The organism is Nonomuraea sp. NPDC026600 (assembly GCF_040638335.1).
Classification (GTDB): domain Bacteria; phylum Actinomycetota; class Actinomycetes; order Streptosporangiales; family Streptosporangiaceae; genus Nonomuraea.
Window position 1 is genome coordinate 459,911 of record NZ_JBEZYD010000002.1, and the last position, 22,100, is coordinate 482,010.

16 protein-coding genes are annotated in these 22,100 nt (G+C 69.5%); 12 read left to right on the plus strand and 4 right to left on the minus strand.

The features are described from left to right. Nucleotides 1–6: 6 nt before the first annotated feature. From AB0F17_RS05600 to AB0F17_RS05610, 3 genes are all read left to right on the plus strand, one after another. Nucleotides 7–183 carry a hypothetical protein gene (locus AB0F17_RS05600; RefSeq protein WP_358016735.1) on the plus strand — a complete coding sequence of 59 codons (177 nt, stop codon included), beginning with the start codon at nucleotides 7–9 and terminating at the stop codon, nucleotides 181–183. A 99-nt stretch (nucleotides 184–282) separates the two neighbouring features. Beyond that, on the plus strand, nucleotides 283–843 hold the full coding sequence (locus AB0F17_RS05605; RefSeq protein WP_358016738.1) for a hypothetical protein: 561 nt from the start codon (nucleotides 283–285) through the stop codon (nucleotides 841–843). After that, nucleotides 840–2,693 carry an ABC transporter ATP-binding protein gene (locus tag AB0F17_RS05610; RefSeq protein ID WP_358016741.1) on the plus strand — a complete coding sequence of 618 codons (1,854 nt, stop codon included), beginning with the start codon at nucleotides 840–842 and terminating at the stop codon, nucleotides 2,691–2,693. Before AB0F17_RS05605 ends, AB0F17_RS05610 begins: the two co-directional genes overlap by 4 nt. A gap of 78 nt (nucleotides 2,694–2,771) precedes the next feature. Here the strand turns inward: AB0F17_RS05610 and AB0F17_RS05615 are convergent, their stop codons facing one another. Beyond that, nucleotides 2,772–3,956 carry an MFS transporter gene (locus AB0F17_RS05615; RefSeq protein WP_358016744.1) on the minus strand — a complete coding sequence of 395 codons (1,185 nt, stop codon included), beginning with the start codon at nucleotides 3,954–3,956 and terminating at the stop codon, nucleotides 2,772–2,774. Between the two features lie 213 nt (nucleotides 3,957–4,169). On the opposite strand from AB0F17_RS05615, the gene AB0F17_RS05620 reads away from it, so the two are divergent. Further along, nucleotides 4,170–4,769, plus strand: coding sequence for a hypothetical protein (locus tag AB0F17_RS05620; protein WP_358016747.1), 600 nt, complete (start codon nucleotides 4,170–4,172; stop codon nucleotides 4,767–4,769). A 2-nt stretch (nucleotides 4,770–4,771) separates the two neighbouring features. After that, nucleotides 4,772–5,662: a hypothetical protein gene (locus AB0F17_RS05625; protein WP_358016750.1), complete on the plus strand. Its 891-nt coding sequence runs from the start codon at nucleotides 4,772–4,774 to the stop codon at nucleotides 5,660–5,662. A gap of 55 nt (nucleotides 5,663–5,717) precedes the next feature. On the opposite strand, the gene AB0F17_RS05630 is transcribed toward AB0F17_RS05625, so the two are convergent. Further along, nucleotides 5,718–7,424 carry a glycosyl hydrolase family 28-related protein gene (locus AB0F17_RS05630; RefSeq protein WP_358016753.1) on the minus strand — a complete coding sequence of 569 codons (1,707 nt, stop codon included), beginning with the start codon at nucleotides 7,422–7,424 and terminating at the stop codon, nucleotides 5,718–5,720. A 405-nt stretch (nucleotides 7,425–7,829) separates the two neighbouring features. On the opposite strand from AB0F17_RS05630, the gene AB0F17_RS05635 reads away from it, so the two are divergent. Both AB0F17_RS05635 and AB0F17_RS05640 read left to right on the plus strand, forming a co-directional pair. Beyond that, nucleotides 7,830–11,723, plus strand: coding sequence for a metallophosphoesterase (locus AB0F17_RS05635; RefSeq protein WP_358017370.1), 3,894 nt, complete (start codon nucleotides 7,830–7,832; stop codon nucleotides 11,721–11,723). A gap of 59 nt (nucleotides 11,724–11,782) precedes the next feature. Further along, nucleotides 11,783–12,907: a HupE/UreJ family protein gene (locus AB0F17_RS05640; protein ID WP_358016756.1), complete on the plus strand. Its 1,125-nt coding sequence runs from the start codon at nucleotides 11,783–11,785 to the stop codon at nucleotides 12,905–12,907. A 51-nt stretch (nucleotides 12,908–12,958) separates the two neighbouring features. Here AB0F17_RS05640 and AB0F17_RS05645 read toward each other — a convergent pair whose 3' ends face one another. Then, nucleotides 12,959–14,560, minus strand: coding sequence for a phospholipase A2 (locus AB0F17_RS05645; RefSeq protein ID WP_358016759.1), 1,602 nt, complete (start codon nucleotides 14,558–14,560; stop codon nucleotides 12,959–12,961). A gap of 506 nt (nucleotides 14,561–15,066) precedes the next feature. On the opposite strand from AB0F17_RS05645, the gene AB0F17_RS05650 reads away from it, so the two are divergent. The 5 genes from AB0F17_RS05650 (at nucleotide 15,067) to AB0F17_RS05670 (ending at nucleotide 21,503) form a co-directional block, all read left to right on the plus strand. Further along, a complete protein-coding gene (locus tag AB0F17_RS05650; protein WP_358017373.1) occupies nucleotides 15,067–18,135 on the plus strand; it encodes a tetratricopeptide repeat protein in 3,069 nt (1,022 codons plus the stop codon). 98 nt (nucleotides 18,136–18,233) lie between these two features. Next, complete coding sequence (locus AB0F17_RS05655) at nucleotides 18,234–18,695, plus strand: hypothetical protein (protein ID WP_358016762.1); 462 nt, start codon at nucleotides 18,234–18,236, stop codon at nucleotides 18,693–18,695. Nucleotides 18,696–18,756: 61 nt separating this feature from the next. Further along, nucleotides 18,757–20,169 carry a hypothetical protein gene (locus tag AB0F17_RS05660; protein WP_358016765.1) on the plus strand — a complete coding sequence of 471 codons (1,413 nt, stop codon included), beginning with the start codon at nucleotides 18,757–18,759 and terminating at the stop codon, nucleotides 20,167–20,169. A gap of 66 nt (nucleotides 20,170–20,235) precedes the next feature. Beyond that, nucleotides 20,236–21,135 carry a CHRD domain-containing protein gene (locus AB0F17_RS05665; RefSeq protein ID WP_358016768.1) on the plus strand — a complete coding sequence of 300 codons (900 nt, stop codon included), beginning with the start codon at nucleotides 20,236–20,238 and terminating at the stop codon, nucleotides 21,133–21,135. A gap of 143 nt (nucleotides 21,136–21,278) precedes the next feature. Beyond that, nucleotides 21,279–21,503, plus strand: coding sequence for a hypothetical protein (locus tag AB0F17_RS05670; RefSeq protein ID WP_358016771.1), 225 nt, complete (start codon nucleotides 21,279–21,281; stop codon nucleotides 21,501–21,503). 62 nt (nucleotides 21,504–21,565) lie between these two features. Here AB0F17_RS05670 and AB0F17_RS05675 read toward each other — a convergent pair whose 3' ends face one another. After that, a complete protein-coding gene (locus AB0F17_RS05675; RefSeq protein ID WP_358016774.1) occupies nucleotides 21,566–21,997 on the minus strand; it encodes a hypothetical protein in 432 nt (143 codons plus the stop codon). Between the last annotated feature and the right edge of the window lie 103 nt (nucleotides 21,998–22,100).

Consider the following 22,100-nt stretch of genomic DNA (forward strand, 5'->3'; position numbering starts at 1 on the left):
CGCGTCGTGACCAGAATGGCCGACCGGCTCCTTGAGCTGATCGCGCCGCACACCGTAGCCCGGGCTACCGACTGCGGCTATGAGTGCTGCAGCTTCCCGGCATTCACCGCGAAGTACTGCTGCTACTACCCGAACGGCCACGTGTCGTGCGGCTCTTGCCAGCATTACATCTACTGCTCGTAACCGCCTTCACGGTGACGCGCCCGCCGCGATGACCGGTGCCCGGCGGTGGTCGGCCGCGGCCGGGCACACCCTCATGAGCTTTCGACACGGAGATGTCCTGTGCCTTACCTGATCGCCATCGTGGCCCTTGTCGGCGCCTTTTGCCTGGTGGACCTGCTGCTGACCCTCGGCGTGGTCCGGCGGCTCCGGGAGCAGACGAAGCTGATCGACGCGCTGTACGAAGCCGTCGGCACGGGCGCCCTGGCCGGAGCGGGCGGGGGCGGGGGCCTGGCCGTCGGTGAGGTCGTCGCCGATTTCGACGCGACGACCATGGACGGAACCCGCGTGACGCGGGACCTCCTGCCTGAGGGAACCGTCGTCGCGTTCCTGTCGCCGGACTGCAAGGGCTGCCACGAGCAGCTTCCCGAGCTGGCCTCCTGGGCGGCGAGCCAGGACCGGTCACGGGTGCTGGCCGTGGTCGACGGCCGGTCGGGTGACCCCGGGCAGCTGCTCACGACCCTGTCACCCGTCGCGCAGGTGATCACTGACGACGCGTTCCCGCAGGTCGCCGGCGCGTTCCGGGTTCAGTCGTTCCCGAGCTTCTTCCAGGTGGCCGCGGGCGGCAGGCTGCTCGCGACGGCGCCCCGGATCTCTCGGCTGCCGGCCGGGTCGCCGGCGTGACCAGCCGCGGGCCGGAGACGACACCGACGCCTCGGGTCCTGGCGGGATGCGCGGCACGCGCCGCCGGGATGGTGTGGCGGTCGGCGCCGGTCCACATGCTCGGCTACCTGGTGGTCACGCTCGTGGGCGCCGCCGCCCCGATCGCCCTGGCCTGGCTGACGAAGGCCGTGCTGGACGGTCTGGCGCAAGGCCGGACCACCATCCTGCTCGGCCTGGCGGTGACGATCGCCGTCGTGACGACGGCTGCGGTGGCGGCCACGCACGCCGCACAGTACGTGCGTGCCGAGGTGGACCGCCGGACCGCGCTGCGCTCCAAGGACGAACTGTTCGCGGCGGTGACCCGCTTCACGGGGCTGGCCCCGTTCGAGAGCCCCGCCTTCCTCGACCGGCTGCGCCTGGCCCAGCAGAGCGCGACCAACCCGGGCAGGCTGGTGGACACCGCGGCCTCCGCCGCGCGCAGCGCGGTGACCGTCGCCGGGTTCGTCGGCTCCCTGGCGCTGATCAGTCCCGCGTTCACCGGCCTGGTCCTGCTGTCGGCCCTGCCGGCGCTGCTCATCGAGCTGCGGCTGTCCCGGCAGCGGGTCGCGATGCTGTGGCGGATCGGGCCGGCCGAGCGCCGGGAGCTGTTCTACGCCCAGTTGATGTCGACCGCGGACGCCGCCAAGGAGATCCGGCTTTTCGACCTCGGCGCCTTCTTGCGCCTTCGCATGCTGACCGAGCTGCGGACCGCCAACACCGCGCGCCGCCGGATGGACCGGCGGGAGTTCTTCGTACAGGCGAGCCTGTCGGCCACCTCGGCGATCGTGGCCGGCGTGGGGCTGGTCTGGACGATCCTCGCGGCGGGCCGCGGGCAGCTCGGCGTGGGCGACGTGTCGATGTTCGTGGCGGCCGTCGCCGGTGTGCAGTCCGCGCTGAACGTCATGGTGTCGGCCGGCGTGATGGCCTACGAACAACTGCTGACGTTCCACCATCACGTCACGATCGTGACCGCGGAACCCGACCTGCCGGCGCCACACCACCCGGCGTCGCTCGCACCCCTGCGCCGGGGCATCGAACTACGCGACGTCTGGTTCAGGTACGGCGAGGATCATCCCTGGGTCCTGCGCGGCGTCGACCTGTTCATCCCGCACGGCCGTACGGTCGCGCTCGTCGGCCGCAACGGCGGCGGCAAGAGCACACTGGTGAAGTTGTTGTGCCGGTTCTACGACCCGACCCGCGGCGCGATCCTGTGGGACGGCGTGGACCTCCGCGACGTGGCGCCGGAGACGCTGCGCGCCCGGATCGGCGCGGTCTTCCAGGACTTCGTGACGTACGAGCTGACCGCGGCCGACAACATCGCCTTGGGCGACCAGGCCGCCACCCAGGACCAGACGCGGATCGAGCGGGCGGCACAGGACGCCGGCGTCCACGAGACCGTCGCGGCTCTGCCGTACGGCTATCGCACGCTGCTGAGCCGTGGATTCACCCTGGACGAGGAAGGAGAGGAGGCCGAGGGCGTGCTGCTCTCCGGCGGGCAGTGGCAGCGGGTGGCGCTCGCGCGGGCGTTCCTGCGCCGCGACCGGGACCTGATGATCCTCGACGAGCCCAGCGCCGGCCTGGATCCCGAAGCCGAGTACGAGGTGCACAGTCAGCTCGCGAGGCTGCGGTCCGGGCGTACCAGCGTGGTGATCTCCCATCGACTCGGCGCGGTCCGTGACGCCGACCGGATCGTGGTGCTGGCCGACGGCGCCGTCACCGAGGAGGGCACGCACGCCGAACTGCTGGCGGACGGCGGCACGTACGCGCGGTTGTTCACCCGGCAGGCCACCGGATACCGGGACGAAGTCCAGCCGACGGGAGCTTCACGATGATCGGCGCGATCGCTGTGCTGGTGGCCGTCGCCGGTGTGCTCGCCGTGGTGCTGCGCAAGGTCGGGTAGCCGCCGCGGCTCAGTCGGCGCTCGGCAGCTGCCGGGCCGCCCGTACACCGACCAGCAGCAACAGACCGACGGCGGCCAGGATCGCCACGGCGATGACCGGTACCAGGGCCTGGTAGCCCATCCCGCCGGCCACCAGGCCGAACAGCGGCGGGCCGAGCAGCGATCCGAGGCTGCCCGCCTGGGCGACCACGCCGTTGCCGACATCAGCGTGGTCGAGACGCTCCAGCACCAGGGGGAGAGCGGCGAAGACGAGGGCTCCCAGGAACCCGTTCTCCATCGAGACGATCCCCGCGCCGGCCTGTACGGCTGCCGCCGAACCGGGCCCGCCGTACATCAGCCAGGCAGCCGGTACGGTCAGCAGCCCGACCAGCCCCAGGACGCCGACCGGCGTGCCCCGGCGGAGCAGCACTCCCACGGCCAGCCCGCCGAACACGCTGAGCAGCGAGATCACCGAGGTCACGGCGCCGGCGGCGGTGGCCGAGCGGCCGTGCTGCTCGATGAGGAGCGTGGGCAGGAGGACGATCACCGGAATGGTCACCAACGCCGCCAGGCAGAAGGCCGCGCCGAGCACCGCCGGCCACATCAGCGCCCCGGCGCGGGGGACGGGCCCGGCCGCCGCCTGCCGCCCGGACCCGCGCGGCAGGCGTACCCGGACCACCAGCGCCATCACGAACGTCAGACCGGCGAGCAGCCCGATCCAGCCGCGCCAGCCCAGAGCGGAACCCATCGCGCCCCCCGCGAGCGTGCTCGCGCCGATCCCCATCGGGACGAACGTGGCCCAGAACGACAGGGCCATGCCGCGGTCCCGCTCGCGGGCCAGCCGGAGGATCAGCGCCGGGCAGGAGATGGTGACCAGCACGTATCCGATGCCCTCGACGCCCCGGACAGCCAGCAACCAGGCGAAGTCACCGGTGGCCACGCTCACCGCGCTCGCCGCCGCGATCAGGATCAGGCCGGCGACCAGCGACCTCTCCGCGCCGAAGCGGCGTACCAGATAGCCGGCGGGCAGGCCGACGGCGGCGCCCACGCCGACGACCGCCGAGATCACCCAGCCCAGCCGCGACAGCGACAGCCCGAGCTCGGCCGCCACCACCGGCCCGACCGAGGCGAACTTGCCGAGACTCATCGCCGCGACGACCCCGCCGAGGTAGACGATGACGATCGTCACCCACGGCGAGCTCGGCGGGGATTCCACGCTTGGCTTCGATGTGGCGGGCGTTGGCTGGGGGTCCATAAGTCTCCTTCGCACCGTTTGGGGACGCACTCCCGGATTCGATCATTGCCGCGCTGCCGGTGCCGTTCAACCCGATTCAGTCGCCGTTCGAGAGCCGAGTCGTCGCCTGGCGTACTCCTACCGTTGGCGTACATTTCCCGCTGCCGCCGCGCGTTGATCCCAAAGTGATCATCCATGCGCAAGTCAGCTCTCGCCTTACTCTTCGCGTTGGTCACGACCGCCTCGGCCGCGGTCACCATGGCCGTTCCCGCGACCGCCAACACCTTCGGCTTCTACGCCTGGCACCCCACCTGGTGCTGCCCCAAGACGGACAACCGCGACGTCTACTGGAACGCCTCCACCCTCACCACCAACATGCTGTACGCCGCCGACTACGGCATGGCCAACCTGGACTACCAGTCCGATCTGCGCATCGGAGGCTATGACAGCGCCGCCGGCACCCACACCGACGTGGTGATGTTCGACGCCTACTACGTCGACTACTGGGGCAAGGACTGGGACGGCTCCAGCACGGGCAAGAACCTCACCGGCTCCACCAAGTGCGTCAGGGTGCTGGCCCAGATAGGCGGCGAATACACCTGTGACCGGGCCGAGCTCCGCTTCGACCTGGCCGACATGACGAGCACGGCCGTCCGCAGGAAGACCGCCTGCCACGAGATCGGGCACAGCATCGGCCTGGGCCACACGAACCTCACCTCATGCATGAAGGCCGGCACGTCCACCACCGCCACCTACAGCAGCCACGACCGCTCGCACATCAACGGAGCGTGGTGACGATGCGCGACAAGCTCGTCATCGTGGCCACCCTGGTAGCCGCCGTCATCACGGGAACCGCGGCCGGCGCCGTGGTCAACACCCCCGAGCAGTCGTTCTGGGCGCAGATCCGTTACGGCGCGAGCGCGGGTGACGGCGACTACCTGTTCGACTCGCTGGCCGACGTCACGCCCGGCGCCTCGGACTCGGCCGCCTTCAAGGCCGCCGCCGCCCTTGTCCAGGGCACGATCGTGGACATCGAGCCGGGCATCGCGTTCGCCTCCGACGACTCCGACGGTTCCTCCGCGATCGTCGCCTATGACAGTGAGGACGCCGCCATCCGGTACGCCAGCCTCGTCGTGCGCGTGGACAAGGTCCTGGCCGGGCAGCTCGGCCAAGGCTACGCCGACGGGAAGATCAGACTGCAGGTCGAGCATCCGGCCACCTCGACACTGGCCGAGCTCAAGGACTCCATCGGCACGGCCGGCACCGGTCTCATGTACGTCCACAACCTGGCCGCCCGCCGGCAGCTCATCGGCCGCCCGGTCACCGATCCCGCGCAACTGGCCTACGCCCAGTCGGTGCACGTGCCGATCGGAGAGGGCCTGTTCGTCGAGGAGTCGGCGGGCAGCCCCGTCGTCGCCCCGCTCATGGACGGCGAACGGGCCGCGCAGCTCCTGGGCTACACCTACGTACCCGAGGACGAGACCGAGCCGACTCCTACGTCCACCTGCGACCACGACCTTTGCCCCCAGCCCACGGGCAAGCCGGACGCGACGGCCACCTCCGTGCCCGCCGGAGGGTCGGAGACCGCTCCCACGACGACCACGGCACCGACCCTGTCCACCCTGCGCACCAGGCTGGTGGCCAGCGCCTGCGCCGAAGGCACGGCGGCCGACTCATCGGCGTGCTGACCTCCTCCGCGAGCACGCCGTTGCGTGAGGCCGTGAGGTAACGCGGGAGCGCCGGTTAATCCGTGTGGTCGCGTTGGGCGGCGTACAGGTCGGTGACGCGGGGCGGCGAGCCCTGCTCGACGAGGAGGCTCTCCAGGTCGCCGGTGAAGTCCGGGGTGAGCTCACTGGCGGTGCCGTTGGTGCCCTGGACGCCGACGGTCACGCTGCGGGGTGCCACGTCGGCGATCGTCAGGGCGTACGCGCTGCCGCCGGTGACCCGGACGTTCCAGTGGGCGATCCGGGCCCCGAACAGCGGGCCGGACGCGGCCGAGCCGCCGACGCGGCCGTTGTTCACCAGGGTGATGTTGGTCCGGGCGTTCTCGTACGGCAGCGCCCGGTGGGTGTCGAAGGTGCCCTCGGCCATCCGGCCGCGCCGCCAGACGTTGCCCGACGAGAGGCCCTCCACGTTGAGGCCGTGGTGGACGGCGCCGGAGGGCACCGGCACGGTGAACGCCTCGATCTCGAAGTCGTCGACGAGGTTGTCGTGCGACTGCATCCGGCAGGCGAAGCTGTGGTGCGCGGCCCGGCCGCCCACGGCGACTCTGGAGAGGGTGGTCGACTTGGCGGAGGTGAAGCCGAAGCCGAGGTCGCAGTTCTCCACGCGTACCTCGCTCGCCCAGCAGTCGTGCACGGCCTGGAAGCACACCCCGTTCGAGCCGGGGTGTCTGTTGTGCGCGGTCATCGCGACCAGTTCGTTGCGGATGGTGAGCTGCTCGACGCCGCTGTCGTGGACGGTCGGCCCGATCGCGCGCAGCCGTGCCGGCCAGCCGGGACGCAGGTCGTACTTGAGCGGCTGGGCCAGGACGACCAGACGGTCACCGAGGATCGCCTCGACGCGTACGGGCCACTGGAGCGTGGCGTACTGAACGTACTGGCCGCCGGAGCCGGTGACGAGCTGCGGCGCCCGGCGCGGCCAGTCGTAGGAGGAGGACCGGGCACCGGGGATGTCGCCGGCCAGATGCGTCAGCAGGCTCGCGTCCGGCGGGTTGTCGCACTCGAGCACCACCATGTCGCCCGCGCGCAGCCGGCCGGTGTCGGAGACCAGGAGCGTCCGCTCGCCACGGGAGGCGGCGCCGGCCTCCGCGAGGGTGTCTCCCAGCAGCCAGCCCTCGGTGCCGGCGAAGTCCTCGGCCTCCGACCGGGCCCGCCGCTCGGCCGCGATGAACCAGACCTGCCCGCCGGTCCACGACCAGCGGCTGTTGCCGTTGGACTGCCGGGCCGGCCGGTAACCGTCGTCCAGCGTCCGGCTGAAGCGCAGCACGGTGGCATCGCGCCCGGCGCCGCGCAGGACGACGTCGGACCAGTGCACGAAGACCGGCGACGACAGCAGGTAGGTGCCGCGTGGCACCAGCACCACGCCGCCGCCCCGTTCCCCGGCCGCGCGCAGCGCCGCGTTGAACGCCGGGGCGCAGTCCGTCGTCCCGTCCGCGCGGGCGCCGTGGTCGGTCACCCGGGTCACCACGTCCAGGCGCGGCGGACGGGCGCCCAGGCGGTAGCCCGCGCGGGATATGTCGGGTATCAGGGGGTGGGATCCGGGCGCCTGCGCCCACTGGTCCAGCAGCGCGGCGGAGGCGTCCGAAGGGCGGCCCGGCGCCCCCTCGGTCGCCGCATGGGCGGGTTCGGCCCCCGCCACGGCGCCGCTCGCGAGCGCGGGCGCGGCGATGGCCGCCACCGCTCCACCGACGAGCGTTCGGCGGCTCAGCTTGGCGAGGTCCTGACGCATGGTGCTCCTCGGAGTCGAGCAGTGCGGTGAACTCAAAGATGGGACCTTTTGACTGTGATCCCATAGAACACCGGGCCTGTCAACTGCCTTGTGCGAGAAAGCGACGACTATACATCGGATGTTTTCCGGAAAACTTGTCTCGTCCGGATATGAGGTTGTAAGGACGTTCGGTGTTGTGACCTATTTGCTCCTATTTCGTAACAGATGAGCAGAATCATCTGATCGTTTGCTCTCTCTTCAGCCTCACCATGCACACCATTCACGGGTGCGCTCCAAAGTGTTCGCCGCAAGGGCACGTAAGGAAAGAAGGGACTGCACCTGATGCGGTCAGCAGCAGATAGAACACGGGGCGGTTTAGGCCGCCGATGGCGGCTCGCCGCGGTCGGCACGGTCGTGGCCGTGCTCATGAGCAGTCTCGTCACGTCGGCGTACGCCGATCCCGACCCGGCGCAGCAAGAGCGGGGACGGCCCAGCCCGACACCCACCGCCTCCCAGAGCCCGTCGACCCCTCCGACGCTCACCCCCGTCAGTGGTTCCTACCTTGAGGGCAAGGTGAAGGTCGCGGCGGTTCCGTCCACGGCCGGTGACAGCGTCACGAAACTCGACATCGACGGCAAGGCGCTCGACGCCACCCGTACCGTGGGCGTCTCCAAGCTCAGCTTCGACGTCGGCTCGAACTCCACGGAGGCGCAGTACCACAGCTATGTGCTCGTCAACGGCGCTCACCGCAGCGACATCGGCGACTACGTGAACACGCGGGCCACCATCGACATCCCCAACGAGCAGCTCGTCAAGGGCGAGAACACCGTCGAGATCGTCGTCGGGACGGTCCAGTCCTCGTGCGGCGTCAACTACGACGACTTCGTGCTGTCCGATGTGGGGCTCGCACTCCTCGGCGAGGCCGCGGACGGCGAGGACAACCCCTACACCCTCTCCTTCGGCGACGGAAGCTGCGGCACGAACACCTCGCTGCTGAAGCGCGCCACGCTCAAGTTCTTCGTCCAGTCCGACCCGCAGAGCACCACCGGCCTCGCCGTGGACGTGGACACGGCCGAGCTGGCCAACGGTGAGCACGCCATCACCGCCACGACCACGGCCGGGGCGACCGTCAAGAACACCGTGACCGTGAACAACGCCCCGGCCGGCGCGCCGCGGCTGCTGCCCACGGACGGCACGCTCGTGGCGGGCACCAAGCCGGTCTTCGCGACCGTCCCGGCCGCCGGCGGGGACGGGGTCAAGTCCCTCACCGTCGACGGCGCCGAACCCGTCACGAAGGCCACGCTCGGCAACGGCGCCGCGCAGCTCAGCTTCGACGTGGGCGCGGACTCGATCGACGACAAGTTCGACAACTTCCTGCTCGTCAACGGCAAGCGCATCGACCTGGGCGGCTCCTGGGTGAGCCGGCGGGTGACCATCGCGGTCCCGGCCCGGTTCCTGGTGCCCGGCGACAACGTGATCAAGGTGGTCGCCGGAGACTTCAAGGAGTCCTGCGGCAACAACCGCGACGACTTCGTCATCACGAACCTCGACCTCGTCCTGGACGGCGGCACCGTGAGCGGCCAGGACATCAAGCCGTCGTACGAGATGGGCGACGGCACCTGCGGCAGCAGCCAGACCGCGTTGCGCGAGGCCGAGCTGCGCTACAAGATCGACGCCCCGGCGGTGCACGTCATGGAGACGCTCGGCTCGGGTAACGCGACGCTCAGCTTCAACGTGGGCAGCAACTCGATCGAGGCGCGCTACCAGAACTTCGTGCTCGTCAACGGCCAGAAGGTCGTGCTCGACGGCGACTTCGTCAGCCGCCGGGTCGACTTCACGATCCCGAACGAGTTCCTGGTGCCCGGCTGGAACACGATCGACTTCGTGGCCGGCACCTTCCCGACGTCGTGCGGCGGCAACCGCGACGACTTCGCGATCTCGAACATCGCCCTCGCCCCGGCGGCGGGCACGGCGGCCGGTCAGATGCTCAAGACCTCGTACGGCATGGGCGACGGCAACTGCGGCGACACCGTGAACCCGCTGACCGAGATCGACCTCGAATTCCTTGTGGACGCCCCGGCCCGCGGCCTGCGCGCCGACCTCGACACCACCGCCATCAAGGACGGCAAGCACACGCTGTCCGCCACGTCGGCGGCGGGCGAGGTCGCCACGCGGCTCCTGGTCACCGACAACTCGGCGCCGAAGGTCGGCAAGAGCGTCCCGGCCGCGAACGAGAAGATCTCCGCCTCGGTCGTGCTGGACGTCAAGCTCGAGGACGCCTCGGGCGTGGTGTCCGGGCCGGACGTCAAGCTCGACGGCCAGCCGATCGAGCTGGGCGCCAAGGTGGGGCCGGGCCTTCGAGCCGGCTCCCACACGCTGGCCGTGACCGGGGCCGACGGGCTCGGCAACACCGCGACCCGCGAGATCGTGTTCGAGTCCGCGGGCATCCCGGACGTTCCCGCCGAGCTGACCCCGGCACTGGGGGCCGTCGACGTGTCCGACCCCGTCAAGCTTTCGGCGAAGGTCGCCGAGCCCGACGGCGGCCCGGTGACGGCGACGTTCTCGCAGGCCGAGATCCTCACCCCGAACCAGGTGTACCAGGGCACGGCCACGTCTCTCCCCACGACCTTGCAGGTTCCGGGCGAGAAGCGGGTCAAGGCCGACGGGCTCGACCCCGCCGACGGCAAGCTGCTCGACGCGCCGGCCGGGCAGGACATCACCTACCAGCGCTACGACGTCAAGGTGGAGGGGCACGTGGCCGCTCCGGTCCTGCGCTGGGAGGGCGTCATCGACCCCGAGCGCCTGGTGTCGCTGCGGGTGTGGAACACCAAGGCCAAGGCGTGGGACCTCCTCACGAGCGCTCGCGGCGCCGCCCAGGGCAAGACCGCTCTCACGGCTGTGGTCGACGAGAAGTACATCGACAAGCGGCAGGTTCACGTCCTGGTGACGGGTGAGGACCCGTTCGCCGACGACGTCGATCCCGGTGACCCGAACCACTTCGACGACCCCGCCTCGTACGACTTCTCGATCGTCCACTACACCGACACCCAGTACATCTCCGAGGGCGCGGTGGAGCAGGAGACGGCCGAGGAGCGCGCGGTGTGGGAGTCCGCCTACTCCGGTGTCGTCGACTGGATCAAGGCGAACAAGGACCAGCGCAAGATCTCCTACGTCGCGCACACCGGCGACATCATCGAGAACAACATCCGCAAGCCCACGGACGAGGCCACGCAGAAGGAGATCACCGGTGAGTTCGAGGTGTCGTCGAAGCAGCAGCGCGTGCTGGACGAGGCCAACATCCCCAACGGCGTGATCGCCGGCAACCACGACAACCAGTCGGGCACCGAGGAGGGGCCGGAGGCGATCTACAACAAGTACTACGGCCCCAGCCGCTACCAGGACGCCTCACAGGGCTGGCAGCACGCCAAGTACGGCGGCCCGTGGAAGGAGGGCGACAACCAGAACCACTACGACCTGTTCTCCGCCGGCGGGCTGGACTTCGTCGTGGTCGGTCTGTCGTTCGGCGTGACGAGGGAGGAGGCCGAATGGGCCGACTCCATCTTCAAGAAGTTCCCCGACCGCAACGGCATCCTGCTCTCGCACGACTACCTCGTGCCGAGCACCAACCCCGACGGGCGCGGCGCCGGATTCTCCGCACCCGACGGCTCGATGCTGTACAAGACGGTGGTCGAGAAGAACCCGAACGTCTTCCTCATCCTCGCCGGTCACGAACACGGCGTGGGCACCAACGTGAAGCCGAAGGTGGGCCAGGTCGGCAACGGCGTCGTCGAGCTGCTGGCGGACTACCAGTTCTACACGGTCTCGGCCGACCGTCTCGGGCTCACCGAGATCGGCGGGTACAAGCCGGACGACCAGCTCCAGTTCGGTGCGAGCTTCTTCCGGCTGCTGCAGTTCAACGTCAAGCGGGCGGAGCTGAGCATTGACGCCTACTCTCCGCTGCTCAACGACTTCGGCGCCACCGAGTTCGATCCGCTGCGCCGCTACAACGGCCGCGAGGACAACATGGTGCTGCCGGTCGATCTCACCTCCCGTACGACGAGCTTCCAGACCGACTCCCTGGCGCTCTACAAGCCCAGCCGGATCATCGGTAAGAGCACGGTCACGTCGGGCCAGGTCGCCTCGGTCACCTGGAACCGCCTCAAGGACGACACGGCCTACGCCTGGTTCGTCGTGGCGCGTTCCGCCGGCGGCGGTGTGACCGCCTCCGAGCCGAGCGTCTTCGTGACGAAGGACGAGCACGGCCGTCCCGGCAAGTGGGATGCCGACTCGCCCATGTACCACTGGTTCAACAACCGCTGATCCAGCGCCGCCCCGGACTTCGGTCCGGGGCGGCGTCCACCCCGATCTGGAGACCAGACATGCGCTGGCTGTCCGCGGTGCTCCTCGCCGCCATCCTCGGTGGCGTGCTGACGGATCTGGTGCTTCCCGCTCCGGCGGCGGCGCACGACGTCACCACCACCGCCCAGGCCGAGGTGACCGGCGCGGGCGCGAACGTCAAGGTCGTCCTCGACCTCGAGTACGACCTCCTGATGAAGTCGGCCTGGCTCTACGCCGAGGCCTACGACGCGAAGGAACGGACCGAGCAGCTCCGCCAGCTCAAGATCAACCGTGACGCCGTGACCACATACGTCACGGGCCGCTTCGAAGTGGCGTACGGCGACAAGCCGTGCGCGCCCACGCCGGTGGGCGACGCGGACGTGCGCCTGCGCGACAAGGTGGCCTTCGCCGTGGTCACCCTCACCTACGCCTGCCAGGGCGAGAGCGGGCGCGCCCACGCGATCTCCAGCGCGCTGTTCCCCGACTCCGAGTCCTTCGTCCACAGCACGAAGACCATCGTCCGGTACGACCTCGACGGGGAGAAGGGCTCCGGCGTGCTGGCCGCCACGGCTCCCACGCTACGGGTCGGCGAGCACGAGGCGTCCAGTCAGATCGGCGAGTTCTTCCTGCTCGGCGCCGAGCATCTGCTGTTCGGCCTCGACCACGTCCTCTTCCTGCTCGCCCTGCTCATCGGCGCGCGCCGCCTGCGCGACGTCATCGTCACCGCCTCCGCCTTCACCGCCGCCCACAGCATCACGTTCCTCCTGGCGGCGATGGGCGTCGTGGACGTTCCCAGCGCGATCGTCGAGCCGATCATCGCGGGCTCGATCATCGTCGTGGCGCTGGCCAACCTGCTGGGCCGTGCGGAGGACCGGCTGGGCAAGTGGCGGCTGCCCATCGTCTTCGCCTTCGGCCTGGTGCACGGGCTCGGCTTCGCCGGCGCGCTCGACATCGACCGGAGCGGCTCGTGGGAACTGCTCCTGTCGCTGCTGAGCTTCAACCTCGGCATCGAGGCCGCCCAACTGGCGATCATCGCCGTGCTCTTCCCGCTGCTGGTGCTGCTGCGCCGGACGTCCGCCGCCCGCTGGGCACTGGCCGCGATGTCGGTCCCCATCGTGGCGGTCAGCCTGTACTGGTTCGTCGAGCGGATCCCCCTGCCACTCTGACGGAAGGGGGCCGGATGGCGGGCGATCCCGCTCCGCCATCCGGCCTCTGGCTCAGGTGTTGTCCGCGCCGTTCTTGGGATTGCCGAGGCGGACGCCTTGGCGGTAGACCCACGCCCATCTCCTGCAGGCGGGGCGCACCAGGACGAAGTAGGCGTTGCACGTCCAGTTCTTCAGCGTGCTGTAGAACACGTCGTCCACCTGGGACTTGCGGTACCTGTCGAGGTAGTACTTGTAGTGCTTGTAGGTGTTGCCGATCAGCCCGTAGCCGTAGTCATGCATGTCACAGGCGGGGCGGAAGTCGAACCCCGAGGGGCGGTCCGGGGCGTTCGTGCAGTGGTCGTAGGTGATGCCCACGACATAGCGCTTGCTGGGGAGCTGCTTCCACAGCGGCTTGTGCCAGCCGTTGTGCGCGACCCAGGCCGAGCAGCCGGCCCGCTGGTAGTACAGCCACTTCCAGGCGTCGTTGCAGTAGGAAGGATAGGCCTGGGGGTTGGAGATGTCGCCGGGGAGGAAGTCGCCCGGGGCCGGCGCGGTGGCGTTGGGGTCGTTGATGCCCGTCGCGCCCTGCATGGGGGTGTTGGCGGCGGGGCGCGCGGTGTCGGTGGCGGTCGCGGTGGGGGCCGCGGTGCCGTCCGCGAAGGACAGTTGCCAGCCGCCGTCCGTGGGCGAGTCGATCGACGTCAGGCGGCCGATCTGGTCGTAGGCGTACGTCGCCGCGGGGGTGGTGCTCTGGGACGGATCGGCCACGGTGCGGAGCAGGCCGTTGGGGTCGTATCCGTAGCTGGCCACGGTCTGCGGCGCCGCCGTGCCGGAGGTGAGCGTGATCTGCTTGAGCCGGCCCGCGAAGTCACCGAACGAGGAGGAGGTGGCCGTGGTCGAGGTGGCGTACTGGACGGTCAGTGTTTCCTCGGGGGTCTCCCCGGCGGCCGGTTCCTTGACGGTGCTGACGCGGCCCTGGGAGTCGTAGGTCACCGCGGAGGTGCCGTAGGCGGTGTTGCCGGTGGCCGTCGCCCGCCAGGTGTCGGTGCCCTGCAGCCCGTCGATCTTGTTCCAGGTGTAGGTGAGGCTGAGCTCGGCATTGGTCTGGGTGAAGGTGTCGTCGCCCGTCTCCGTGGCGCCCTTGTCCATCGCGATCGTTTCGGAGATGGAGGTGCGCATGACCCCGGCCGCCGCGTCCCAGCGGCTCGTTTCGGCGATCTTGGAGCCGTCGGTGCTCTCGTAGCGGTTGACGCCGCCGCCGTCGGGGAAGGAGACGCTGCTCTTCAACTCGTAGCGGGTCGAGTTGCCCTCGTCGAGCTCGGTGACGACGATGGCGCCGGTCTGGGTCTCCAGCTTCCTGGAGATCATCCCGCCGAGGAATTCCGCCTTCCAGCCCGGCCCGAACACCGCCATCTCGGGACGGGACGGCAGGGCTGACTGCGGCCGAGCCAGATCACCGCCTCCGGTGGCCACGCCGTGCGAACGGCCGATCACACCGGCCGGCACGTCGGTTTCGCTGATCTTGAAGGTGTCGGTGTCGGTGAAGTACAGGCCCGGACCGACCTGCTGGACCACGTCTGGGTCTTCCGCTTTGGTGGTGGCGGCGGATGCCACCGGGGAGAGCAGCGGAAGTAACACCGCCGCGATGGTGATGGTGAATGTTAATCGGCGCAAGGGAGCTCCTGGAGCGAGGAAGTGATTTGATCAATCGGACATTAGATGACCGAAACTTGCTCGACAAGGGCCTGGACAAATGCTTGAGCCGATGTTCAAATCGCGTACGGAGCCGTGTCTTTTAGATACTGAATTCGTGTATCTGCGCAGGTCATCCTACTCGTGTGGTGAAATTGTAGCCGTTATGTGGCCGCGTCGAGCATAATGATACGCGCGCTCCTGGAATCGCCCGGCCGATAATGCCGAAAGGCGCTTTTCGCAGGTAAGCGGAAGCGGCCGGAGCATCGTTTCCGGCAAGCCTTCCGCGTCGCGCCGACGCCATCGACGACGCATTTCCGTGTCGCATTGTGGCGCCCCTGATTGATGGATTCCCCGCTCGCCGCGCCGGCGTGCGCCCCCGCCGCAGCCAGGTCAAACCCTCGACTGAGGGCCTCGCCTGATCAACAATGGCCCCAGGAGCCATCGATCGACCCACCGATCACAGGAGGGAGCGCGATTTGGCGGCAGTGTTCTTCGGCATCTTGGGGCCGGTATGCGTTCGCCTGGACGGTCAGCAATCCGTCGAGCTGAGCGGCAAGCAGAGCGTGGTCCTGGCCAGCCTGCTGCTCAATGTCAACACCACGGTGTCCAGGGACCGGCTGATCGCCGCGCTGTGGGAGAACGCCCCCCACTCCGCGGTCTCCAACCTTCAGACGTACGTCGCCCAGCTGAGAAAGGCGTTGCCGGCGGGCACCCGCCTCCTCACCAAAGGATCCGGCTACCTGCTGCAGGCCGGCGCGGACGAGGTCGATCTGCTCATCTTCGACCAGGAGGTGCGCCTGGCTCGGCTGCAGGCCGAGAGGGGCGAGGCCGGCGCCGCGGCTGAGCGGTTCGAGCGGGCACTGGCGCTGTGGCGCGGCCAGCCCGCCGAGGGCACCCCCTTGGGGGGCGACGTGCTCGCCCGCGTCGCCGAGGTGGAGGAGCGCCGTACGGAGACGCTGCTCGACTACGCGGAAGTGAAACTCGCCCTCGGCGCCCACAAAGAGATCATCGACGATCTCCGCCGCCTGCTGGCTGAGCAGCCCCTACGGGAGAAGGCCTGGTATCTGCTCATGCTGGCACACGCACGCGCGGGTCAGCGGGACAAGGCGCTCGACACCTACCGGCGCGCCCGCGACGTGCTCGTGGAAGAGCTCGGCGTCGAACCGAGTAAGGACCTGCAGGACCTGCAGTCCATGATCCTCGGCGGCGGCCTGCCGCCCATCGCGCCCGAACCGCGGGCGAGGGGCATCTGCCAGCTACCTCCGGACATCGCCGACTTCGTCGGCAGGCAAGGGGAGCTGGCCGCGGCGATCGAGGCGCTCGGCCCGGCCCGCCAACGAGCGACGGCCTCCGAGCCGGCGGGGGCCGAGCCCGCGCGGATCCCGCCGGAGCGGACGGTGCCCCTCTGCGTCATCTCCGGCCAAGGGGGCGTGGGTAAGACCGCCCTGGCCATCCACATCGCCCACCACGCCCGGCACGACTTTCCCGACGGGCAGCTCTACATGAACCTGCGCGGCGGGGAGAACCGCCCCACGGATCCGGAGGAGGCGCTGGGCCGTTTTCTGCGCGCGCTCGAGGTCGACAGCGCCACCGTCCCGTCGGGGCTGGACCAGCGGGCGGAGCTGTACCGCGCCAAGCTGGCGAACGGGCGCTACCTGGTGGTGCTGGACGACGCGGCGGACGAGGGCCAGCTCTACCCGCTGCTGCCGGGCACGCCGGGCTGCGCGGTCCTCATCACCAGCAGGCACCGGCTGACGGGGCTGCCCGCGGCGCGCATGATCGATCTGCCGATGATGCCGTCCGGCGAGGCGCTCGAACTCCTGCGGCACCTCATCGGCGCCGATCGGGCCGCCGAAGCGTCCGGCGCCGCCGACACGCTCGTCCAGTTGTGCGGTGGCCTGCCCCTTGCCGTACGTATCGCCGGAGCCAAGCTCGCCGCCCGGCCGCATTGGGGCTTGGACCAGTTGGTCACCAGGCTGAGCGACACCCGCAGCCGCCTGCGCCAGCTCTCCCACGGCTCTCAGGCGGTACGGGCCAGCCTCGCCGTGGGTTATCAGGGCCTGACCTCTCCGGCGCGGCGGCTGTTTCGCCTGCTCGGGCTGGTGGAAGCGCAGGACTTCGCCGCGTGGGCGGCCGCCGCCCTGCTCGACATGCCGTACGCCGAGGCCGAGGATCTGATCGAGCAACTGGTCGACGTCCGCCTCCTCGACGTCGTGGGTCACGATCCGTCCGGGCAGGCGCGGTTCCGCTTCCACGACCTGACGCGGGCGTACGCGCGAGAATGCGCCGAGACCGAGGAGTCCGAGAACGAACGGATCGCCGCGATGCGACGCGCCCTGAGCGCCTGGCTCGCCCTGACCCGCCAGGCACACGTCCGGCTGTGCGGCGGCGACTACCGCCTGCCGTACGGCCGCAGCCCGCTCTGGTCGCCCGACCCGGAGATCGTGGAACGCCAGGTACGCGACCCGCTCGCCTGGGTGGAGGCCGAGCGGGCGGGCATCGTCACCGCGGTCGGCCAGAGCGCTGCGCTGGGCGCGGACGAACTCTGCTGGGAACTCGCCTCCAGCGCCATGCACCTCTTCGAGACCCGCAGCTTCTACGACGAATGGCGCGCGACGCATGAGACGGCCCTGCTCTGCGCCCGGACCTCGGGCAACGTACGAGGGCAGGCGACCATACTCAACGGCCTGGCGGGACTGTTCCTCGCCCGCGACGACATGCCGCGCAGCGGCGAGGCGCTGGAGGAGGCCCTCGGGCTGTTCGAGAAGGCCGAGGACCGGCACGGACATGCCCTGGTCCTGGTCAACCTGGCCGAGTTCCATCGCCTCCAAGGCCGCTACGCCCAGGCCCTGGAGTCGTACGAGCAGGCGACGGAGGGCGTGGCGCTGGCCGGCGACCACGGTACGGAGATCGCCATCCTGCGGGGCATCGGCCACATCCACTTCAACCAGGGGCGGCACGACCTCGCCGGTCCGTACCTCCGGCGGGCGGTGCGGCTGGCCGACGATACGGGCGACGTCCGTTCGCGGGAGTTCGCCAGGATCATTCTCGGCGAGATCGAGCTCGCGCGAGGCGATCCCGCCGCCGCCGAGGCCGGTTTCAGCCAGGCGATGGCCTACTTCGACACGCTCGGCTTCCCCCGGGGGACCGCGTACGCGACTCTGGGGCTGGCGTCGGCCAGACTCGCCCAGCACGACTTCGCCGACGCGGAACGTCTCTTACAGCGGGCCCTGGCCATCTACGAGAACGTCGGAGAGAGCCTGGGCCGGGCCCGCGTGCTGTTCGCCTGGGCCGAGCTCCGGCGCCTGCAGGGCCGATTCGACGAGGCCGTCGCGACGTTGGCGGATGTCATAACGATCTGCCAGGCCATCCCCGCTCCCCGCCGCCACGGCCTCGCCCTGAGCGCCCTCGGTGACGTGCACCGCGACGCCGGAGACCTGCCCGCGGCCGTGGACGCGTGGCGGAGCTCGCTCGCCGTCCTGGAGGCCACCTCCTCACCGGAGGCCAAGGAGGTGGCCGCCTTGATCAAACAGCACGCCGACGACGTGCTTTGACCCGAGACCTTCGTGACCACTCGCGCTTCCCCGAGGACTCGCGGACGTAGGCTGCAGATCAGCAACCAGTCGTCGGCCTTTGCGAGATGGAAGCCTGCATGACCGTCACTCCCGCGCACCTGAGCGCCCTCGCGAGCCGCGCCGAGGCGCTCACCGCCGAGGTCCGGGCACTCTGCGACAGCGCCCCGATCGGATCGCCGGAACGCGAGCCCCTCGTGGCGGCCGGGCAGGCCGCGAACTGGCTGGCCCGAGGCGCCGAGGACCTGGAGCGCGCGGCCATGGACCTGGCCAGGCTCAAGGCCCAGCCGTGCGGCCTGCCGTGGGGCATCTGCCCCGAGCACGGCAACACCCTCTCCTCCACGGCCGGCGTCTCCACGTGCCGGGTGTGCCAGCGCACCTGGAACCACGACCGGCGCGGCCGGCCGTGCCAGGAGCCGGTGACGTGGAAGGTGATCGACCGGGCCGGGACGGAGACGAGGATGTGCGACGGGCACGTTCTCGGTGCCCGCGCGGCCGCCGCGGGCGCGACCTTCATCCGCCTCGACGAAGGCGGCGCGTAGCCGCGGGCCCAAAGTACGTGATCGTGTTGTCGGAGATCACCCCCGGTGTGAAGATCGGAGGATGTCCCGATCAAGAACCGTCATGCCCGCCCTTGCCGTCGCCGCGTCCGCGCTGCTGATCAGTGGAAGTGCCGAGGCGGCGGCGGACACCCCGTTACCCTCGGCGATCTTCCGCGCCACGCACAACAGCTACTCAGGCGGCGCCAAGAACTCGATCGCCTACCAGCTCGACCACGGCATCCGCTTCATCGAACTCGACATACACGACAACGACTACGCCACCGATCACGACTACGCCATCGGCCATGACTCGCCCGGCAACCAGGTCGACCACACCGGAAACCCCGCGTCGAACCTCCTGCGCGACTGGCTCAATGTGATCAACACCTGGTCCGCGCAGCATCCCACCGCCGCCCCGATCATGGTCGCGCTCGACGTCAAGGACAACCTGACCGACAACCCCTCCTACGCCGCGGGCGAGCCGGCCGCGCTCAACCAGGAGCTCACGTCCGTCTTCGGCTCGCGGCTGCTGCAGGCCAAGGACTACCCGGCGAGCCCGCCCACGGTGGACGCGCTGCGCGGCCGGGTGCTCGCGGTGATCTCCGGCAACGGCGAGACCCGCACCCAGTACAAGCGCGACGTCGGCTACAACCCGGCCGTCGCGATCAACGGCCGCGGCCAGGTCGTGGAGGTGCACGACTCGGGCTCCGGCGCGCTCTGGTACTGGACCGGCACGTACGGTGCCGACGGTCGCGTGACGTGGTTACGCCACGGCAAGTACGACAACGGCGTCACCCCGTCCGTCACGCTGAACGACAACGGCGACCTGGTCGAGGTCCACCAGTCCCAGACCGCGACCACGCTGTGGTACCGCGTCGGCCGCCTCGGTGCCGACGGCGAGATCACCTGGTCGGCCAGCCACCAGTACGACAACGGCGTCCTGCCGACGGTCAGGTTCACCGACGCGGCGGGCACCCAGCTCCGCGAGATACACCGCAGCCAGAGCAACACCCAGAACTGGAACTGGACCGGCGCGCTCAACGCCGGCGCGATGACGGTCTCGTGGAGCGGCAACGCCAAGACCTCCGACGCGCGCTACGACAAGACCACCTCGACCAGCGGCACGTCGCGCGTACACGTGTGGACCGGCGCCGACGGCCCGACCTCGGCCCAGACCCTGCGGCTGGACACCGACCGATACGCCGGCGACCGCATCCGCTACCAGCAGGTCGCCTTCGACGAGTTCCAGCAGGGCAACAGCGCGGAGCTCCAGCAGGGCGCGCTGTTCTACGCGGCGCCCGCCACCGAGTCCTCGTTCATCACCGCGGCACGACAGGCGGGCCGGATCGTGCGCGGCTGGGACTTCGACTCGGCGAGCGACGCGACCACCCCACTGGCCAACTATCCGGCCACCAACCGGCCCTACGACACCTGGTACCAGAACCTCCTCACCCAGTCCGGCGCCATCGAGTGATCAAGGTGGTTTGAACCCCGCAGGGAAGTCAGCCGTACCAGGCCAGAGAGAACTGAAAGGGTAATCATGAACATGCGCCCCCTCATTGTCCCTGGCCTGTCCGCCGCCCTCGCCCTCGTCGCCACCTCGCTCAGCCCCATCGCCGCCCAGGCCAGCACCCCCATCTACCTGGCCGCGTCGCTCAAGGGCGCGAACGAAGTGCCGGCCGCGGGGATGAAGGTAGGTGACGTGGACGGCAACGCCCTCGCGGTGTTCAAGATCCACGGCAACCGGGTCGACTACGCCGTCCGGTGGCAGAAGGTGGACGCGCCCAGCGGGTTCCACATCCATAAAGGCAAGCAGGGCGAGAACGGCGACGTCAGGGTCCCGTTCTTCGGCGAGGCGATGCCCACCTCGCTCCACGCGGTCAAGGGCACGGTCCTGGTCAAGGACCTCAACCTGCTCGGCCGCATCGTCAACAATCCCGGCAACTGGTACGCCAACCTGCACAACGCCGAGTTCGGCGGCGGCGCGGTGCGGGCTCAGCTGTACCGGATCCGCCCGGTGGAGCTGGAGTCGGTGCTGTCGCACGGGTTCGGCACCACGCTCACCGCGCGGGCCAACGGACGGCAGGAGGTGCCGGCGCCCGACACGAAGGTCGGTGACAGCAACGGATCCGCCGGCTGGCTGGTGCAGCCGGAGGGCAACCGGGTGTGGTTCGCCGCCTCATGGCAGCAGATCGAGGCGCCGGTCGCCTCGCACATCCACCGCGCCGCGAAGGGTAAGAACGGGCCGGTGGTCGTGCCCTTCTTCGCCGCCGAAAAGGGCCTGCCGCCCAGCGTCAACGGCGTCGCCGGCAGCGTGACCACCTCTACCGCGGTGGCCCAGCGCATCTGGAACAACCCGAAGAACTGGTACGTGAACCTGCACACCGCCAAGCTCCCCGGCGGCGCGATCCGCGGCCAGCTCTACAAGGGCGACTGGTAAGCCACCGGTCCTAAGCGATTCGGCAAGCCAGCCTCATGACCCGGAAAGGGAGCCGGGTCGATCCGGGGCGGATCACGACAAGGCTGAAAACCTCCCTGTGGGGGTTAGCGACCCGCTATCCGATCACCACACAGAGGTGCGCCATGACGAACACCGCCAATCTCGACAAGATCCTCGACAAGGCATTCGAGCAGTACGCCCTGGACAAGCTTCCTACCGCCCCGGTCAGCGCGCTCGCCGGTGTGAGCGACGCTGACGCCGAAGCGCTGGCCAAGGCGTTCAACATCAAGACCATCGGCGATCTCGGCCGCAACAAGTACCTCCGCGCCGCCGTGGCCATCGTCAACCTCGTCGACGCCAGCAAATAGCAGCGCGACACGAAGACGCCCCGCCCACCTCGAAGATGGACGGGGCGTCTCGCGCATCGCCGTCAGGTCGAGGGGACGTTGATCCTCTTGCTGGACGTCGCCCCGATGACCTCGATCCCCTGGTAGCCGAGGATGCCATCGAGCGGCAGCGACACCGTGTAGGGCGCGGTGACCGGCAGTCCGACGCCGCCGGGGAGCCTGCCGACCACTTGGATGCCCCAGTAGTCCGGCCGGTGGATGTAATACAGCGGTACCAGTTCGACCCGCATGTTCAGATAGGGCTTCTGGCCACGGACGACCAGGATGAACGTGTTGGGGATGATCCCCGGTATGACCCGCGCCTCCTCGAAATCGATGAGACGCGTCGACGAAGACCCGGGTGGCTTGCTGAGGTTTTGCGGCTTTGTGAGCTGGGCGGCGGCTGGGGTGGTCAGACAGATGGCGAGCGCGACCCCCATGGCGGCGGTGGTGAGAGTGGCGATGAGACGCTTCACGAAACCTCCTACTACTCTACGCAATCTTTCCGCTACGCATAGTAGTTGGAGGAGATGGGGAGCACCAGCGTCCGAGAGCGTGACAAAGGCTGCACCCTCCATT

What these genes read in the sequence shown, in the direction of transcription:
- AB0F17_RS05665 (WP_358016768.1), top strand. Translation starts at nt 20,236, where the DNA reads ATGAACATGCGCCCCCTCATTGTCCCTGGCCTGTCCGCCGCCCTCGCC.
- AB0F17_RS05630 (WP_358016753.1), bottom strand. Translation starts at nt 7,424, where the DNA reads ATGCGTCAGGACCTCGCCAAGCTGAGCCGCCGAACGCTCGTCGGTGGA.
- AB0F17_RS05625 (WP_358016750.1), top strand. Translation starts at nt 4,772, where the DNA reads ATGCGCGACAAGCTCGTCATCGTGGCCACCCTGGTAGCCGCCGTCATC.
- AB0F17_RS05620 (WP_358016747.1), top strand. Translation starts at nt 4,170, where the DNA reads ATGCGCAAGTCAGCTCTCGCCTTACTCTTCGCGTTGGTCACGACCGCC.
- AB0F17_RS05655 (WP_358016762.1), top strand. Translation starts at nt 18,234, where the DNA reads ATGACCGTCACTCCCGCGCACCTGAGCGCCCTCGCGAGCCGCGCCGAG.
- AB0F17_RS05640 (WP_358016756.1), top strand. Translation starts at nt 11,783, where the DNA reads ATGCGCTGGCTGTCCGCGGTGCTCCTCGCCGCCATCCTCGGTGGCGTG.
- AB0F17_RS05670 (WP_358016771.1), top strand. Translation starts at nt 21,279, where the DNA reads ATGACGAACACCGCCAATCTCGACAAGATCCTCGACAAGGCATTCGAG.
- AB0F17_RS05660 (WP_358016765.1), top strand. Translation starts at nt 18,757, where the DNA reads ATGTCCCGATCAAGAACCGTCATGCCCGCCCTTGCCGTCGCCGCGTCC.
- AB0F17_RS05635 (WP_358017370.1), top strand. Translation starts at nt 7,830, where the DNA reads ATGAGCAGTCTCGTCACGTCGGCGTACGCCGATCCCGACCCGGCGCAG.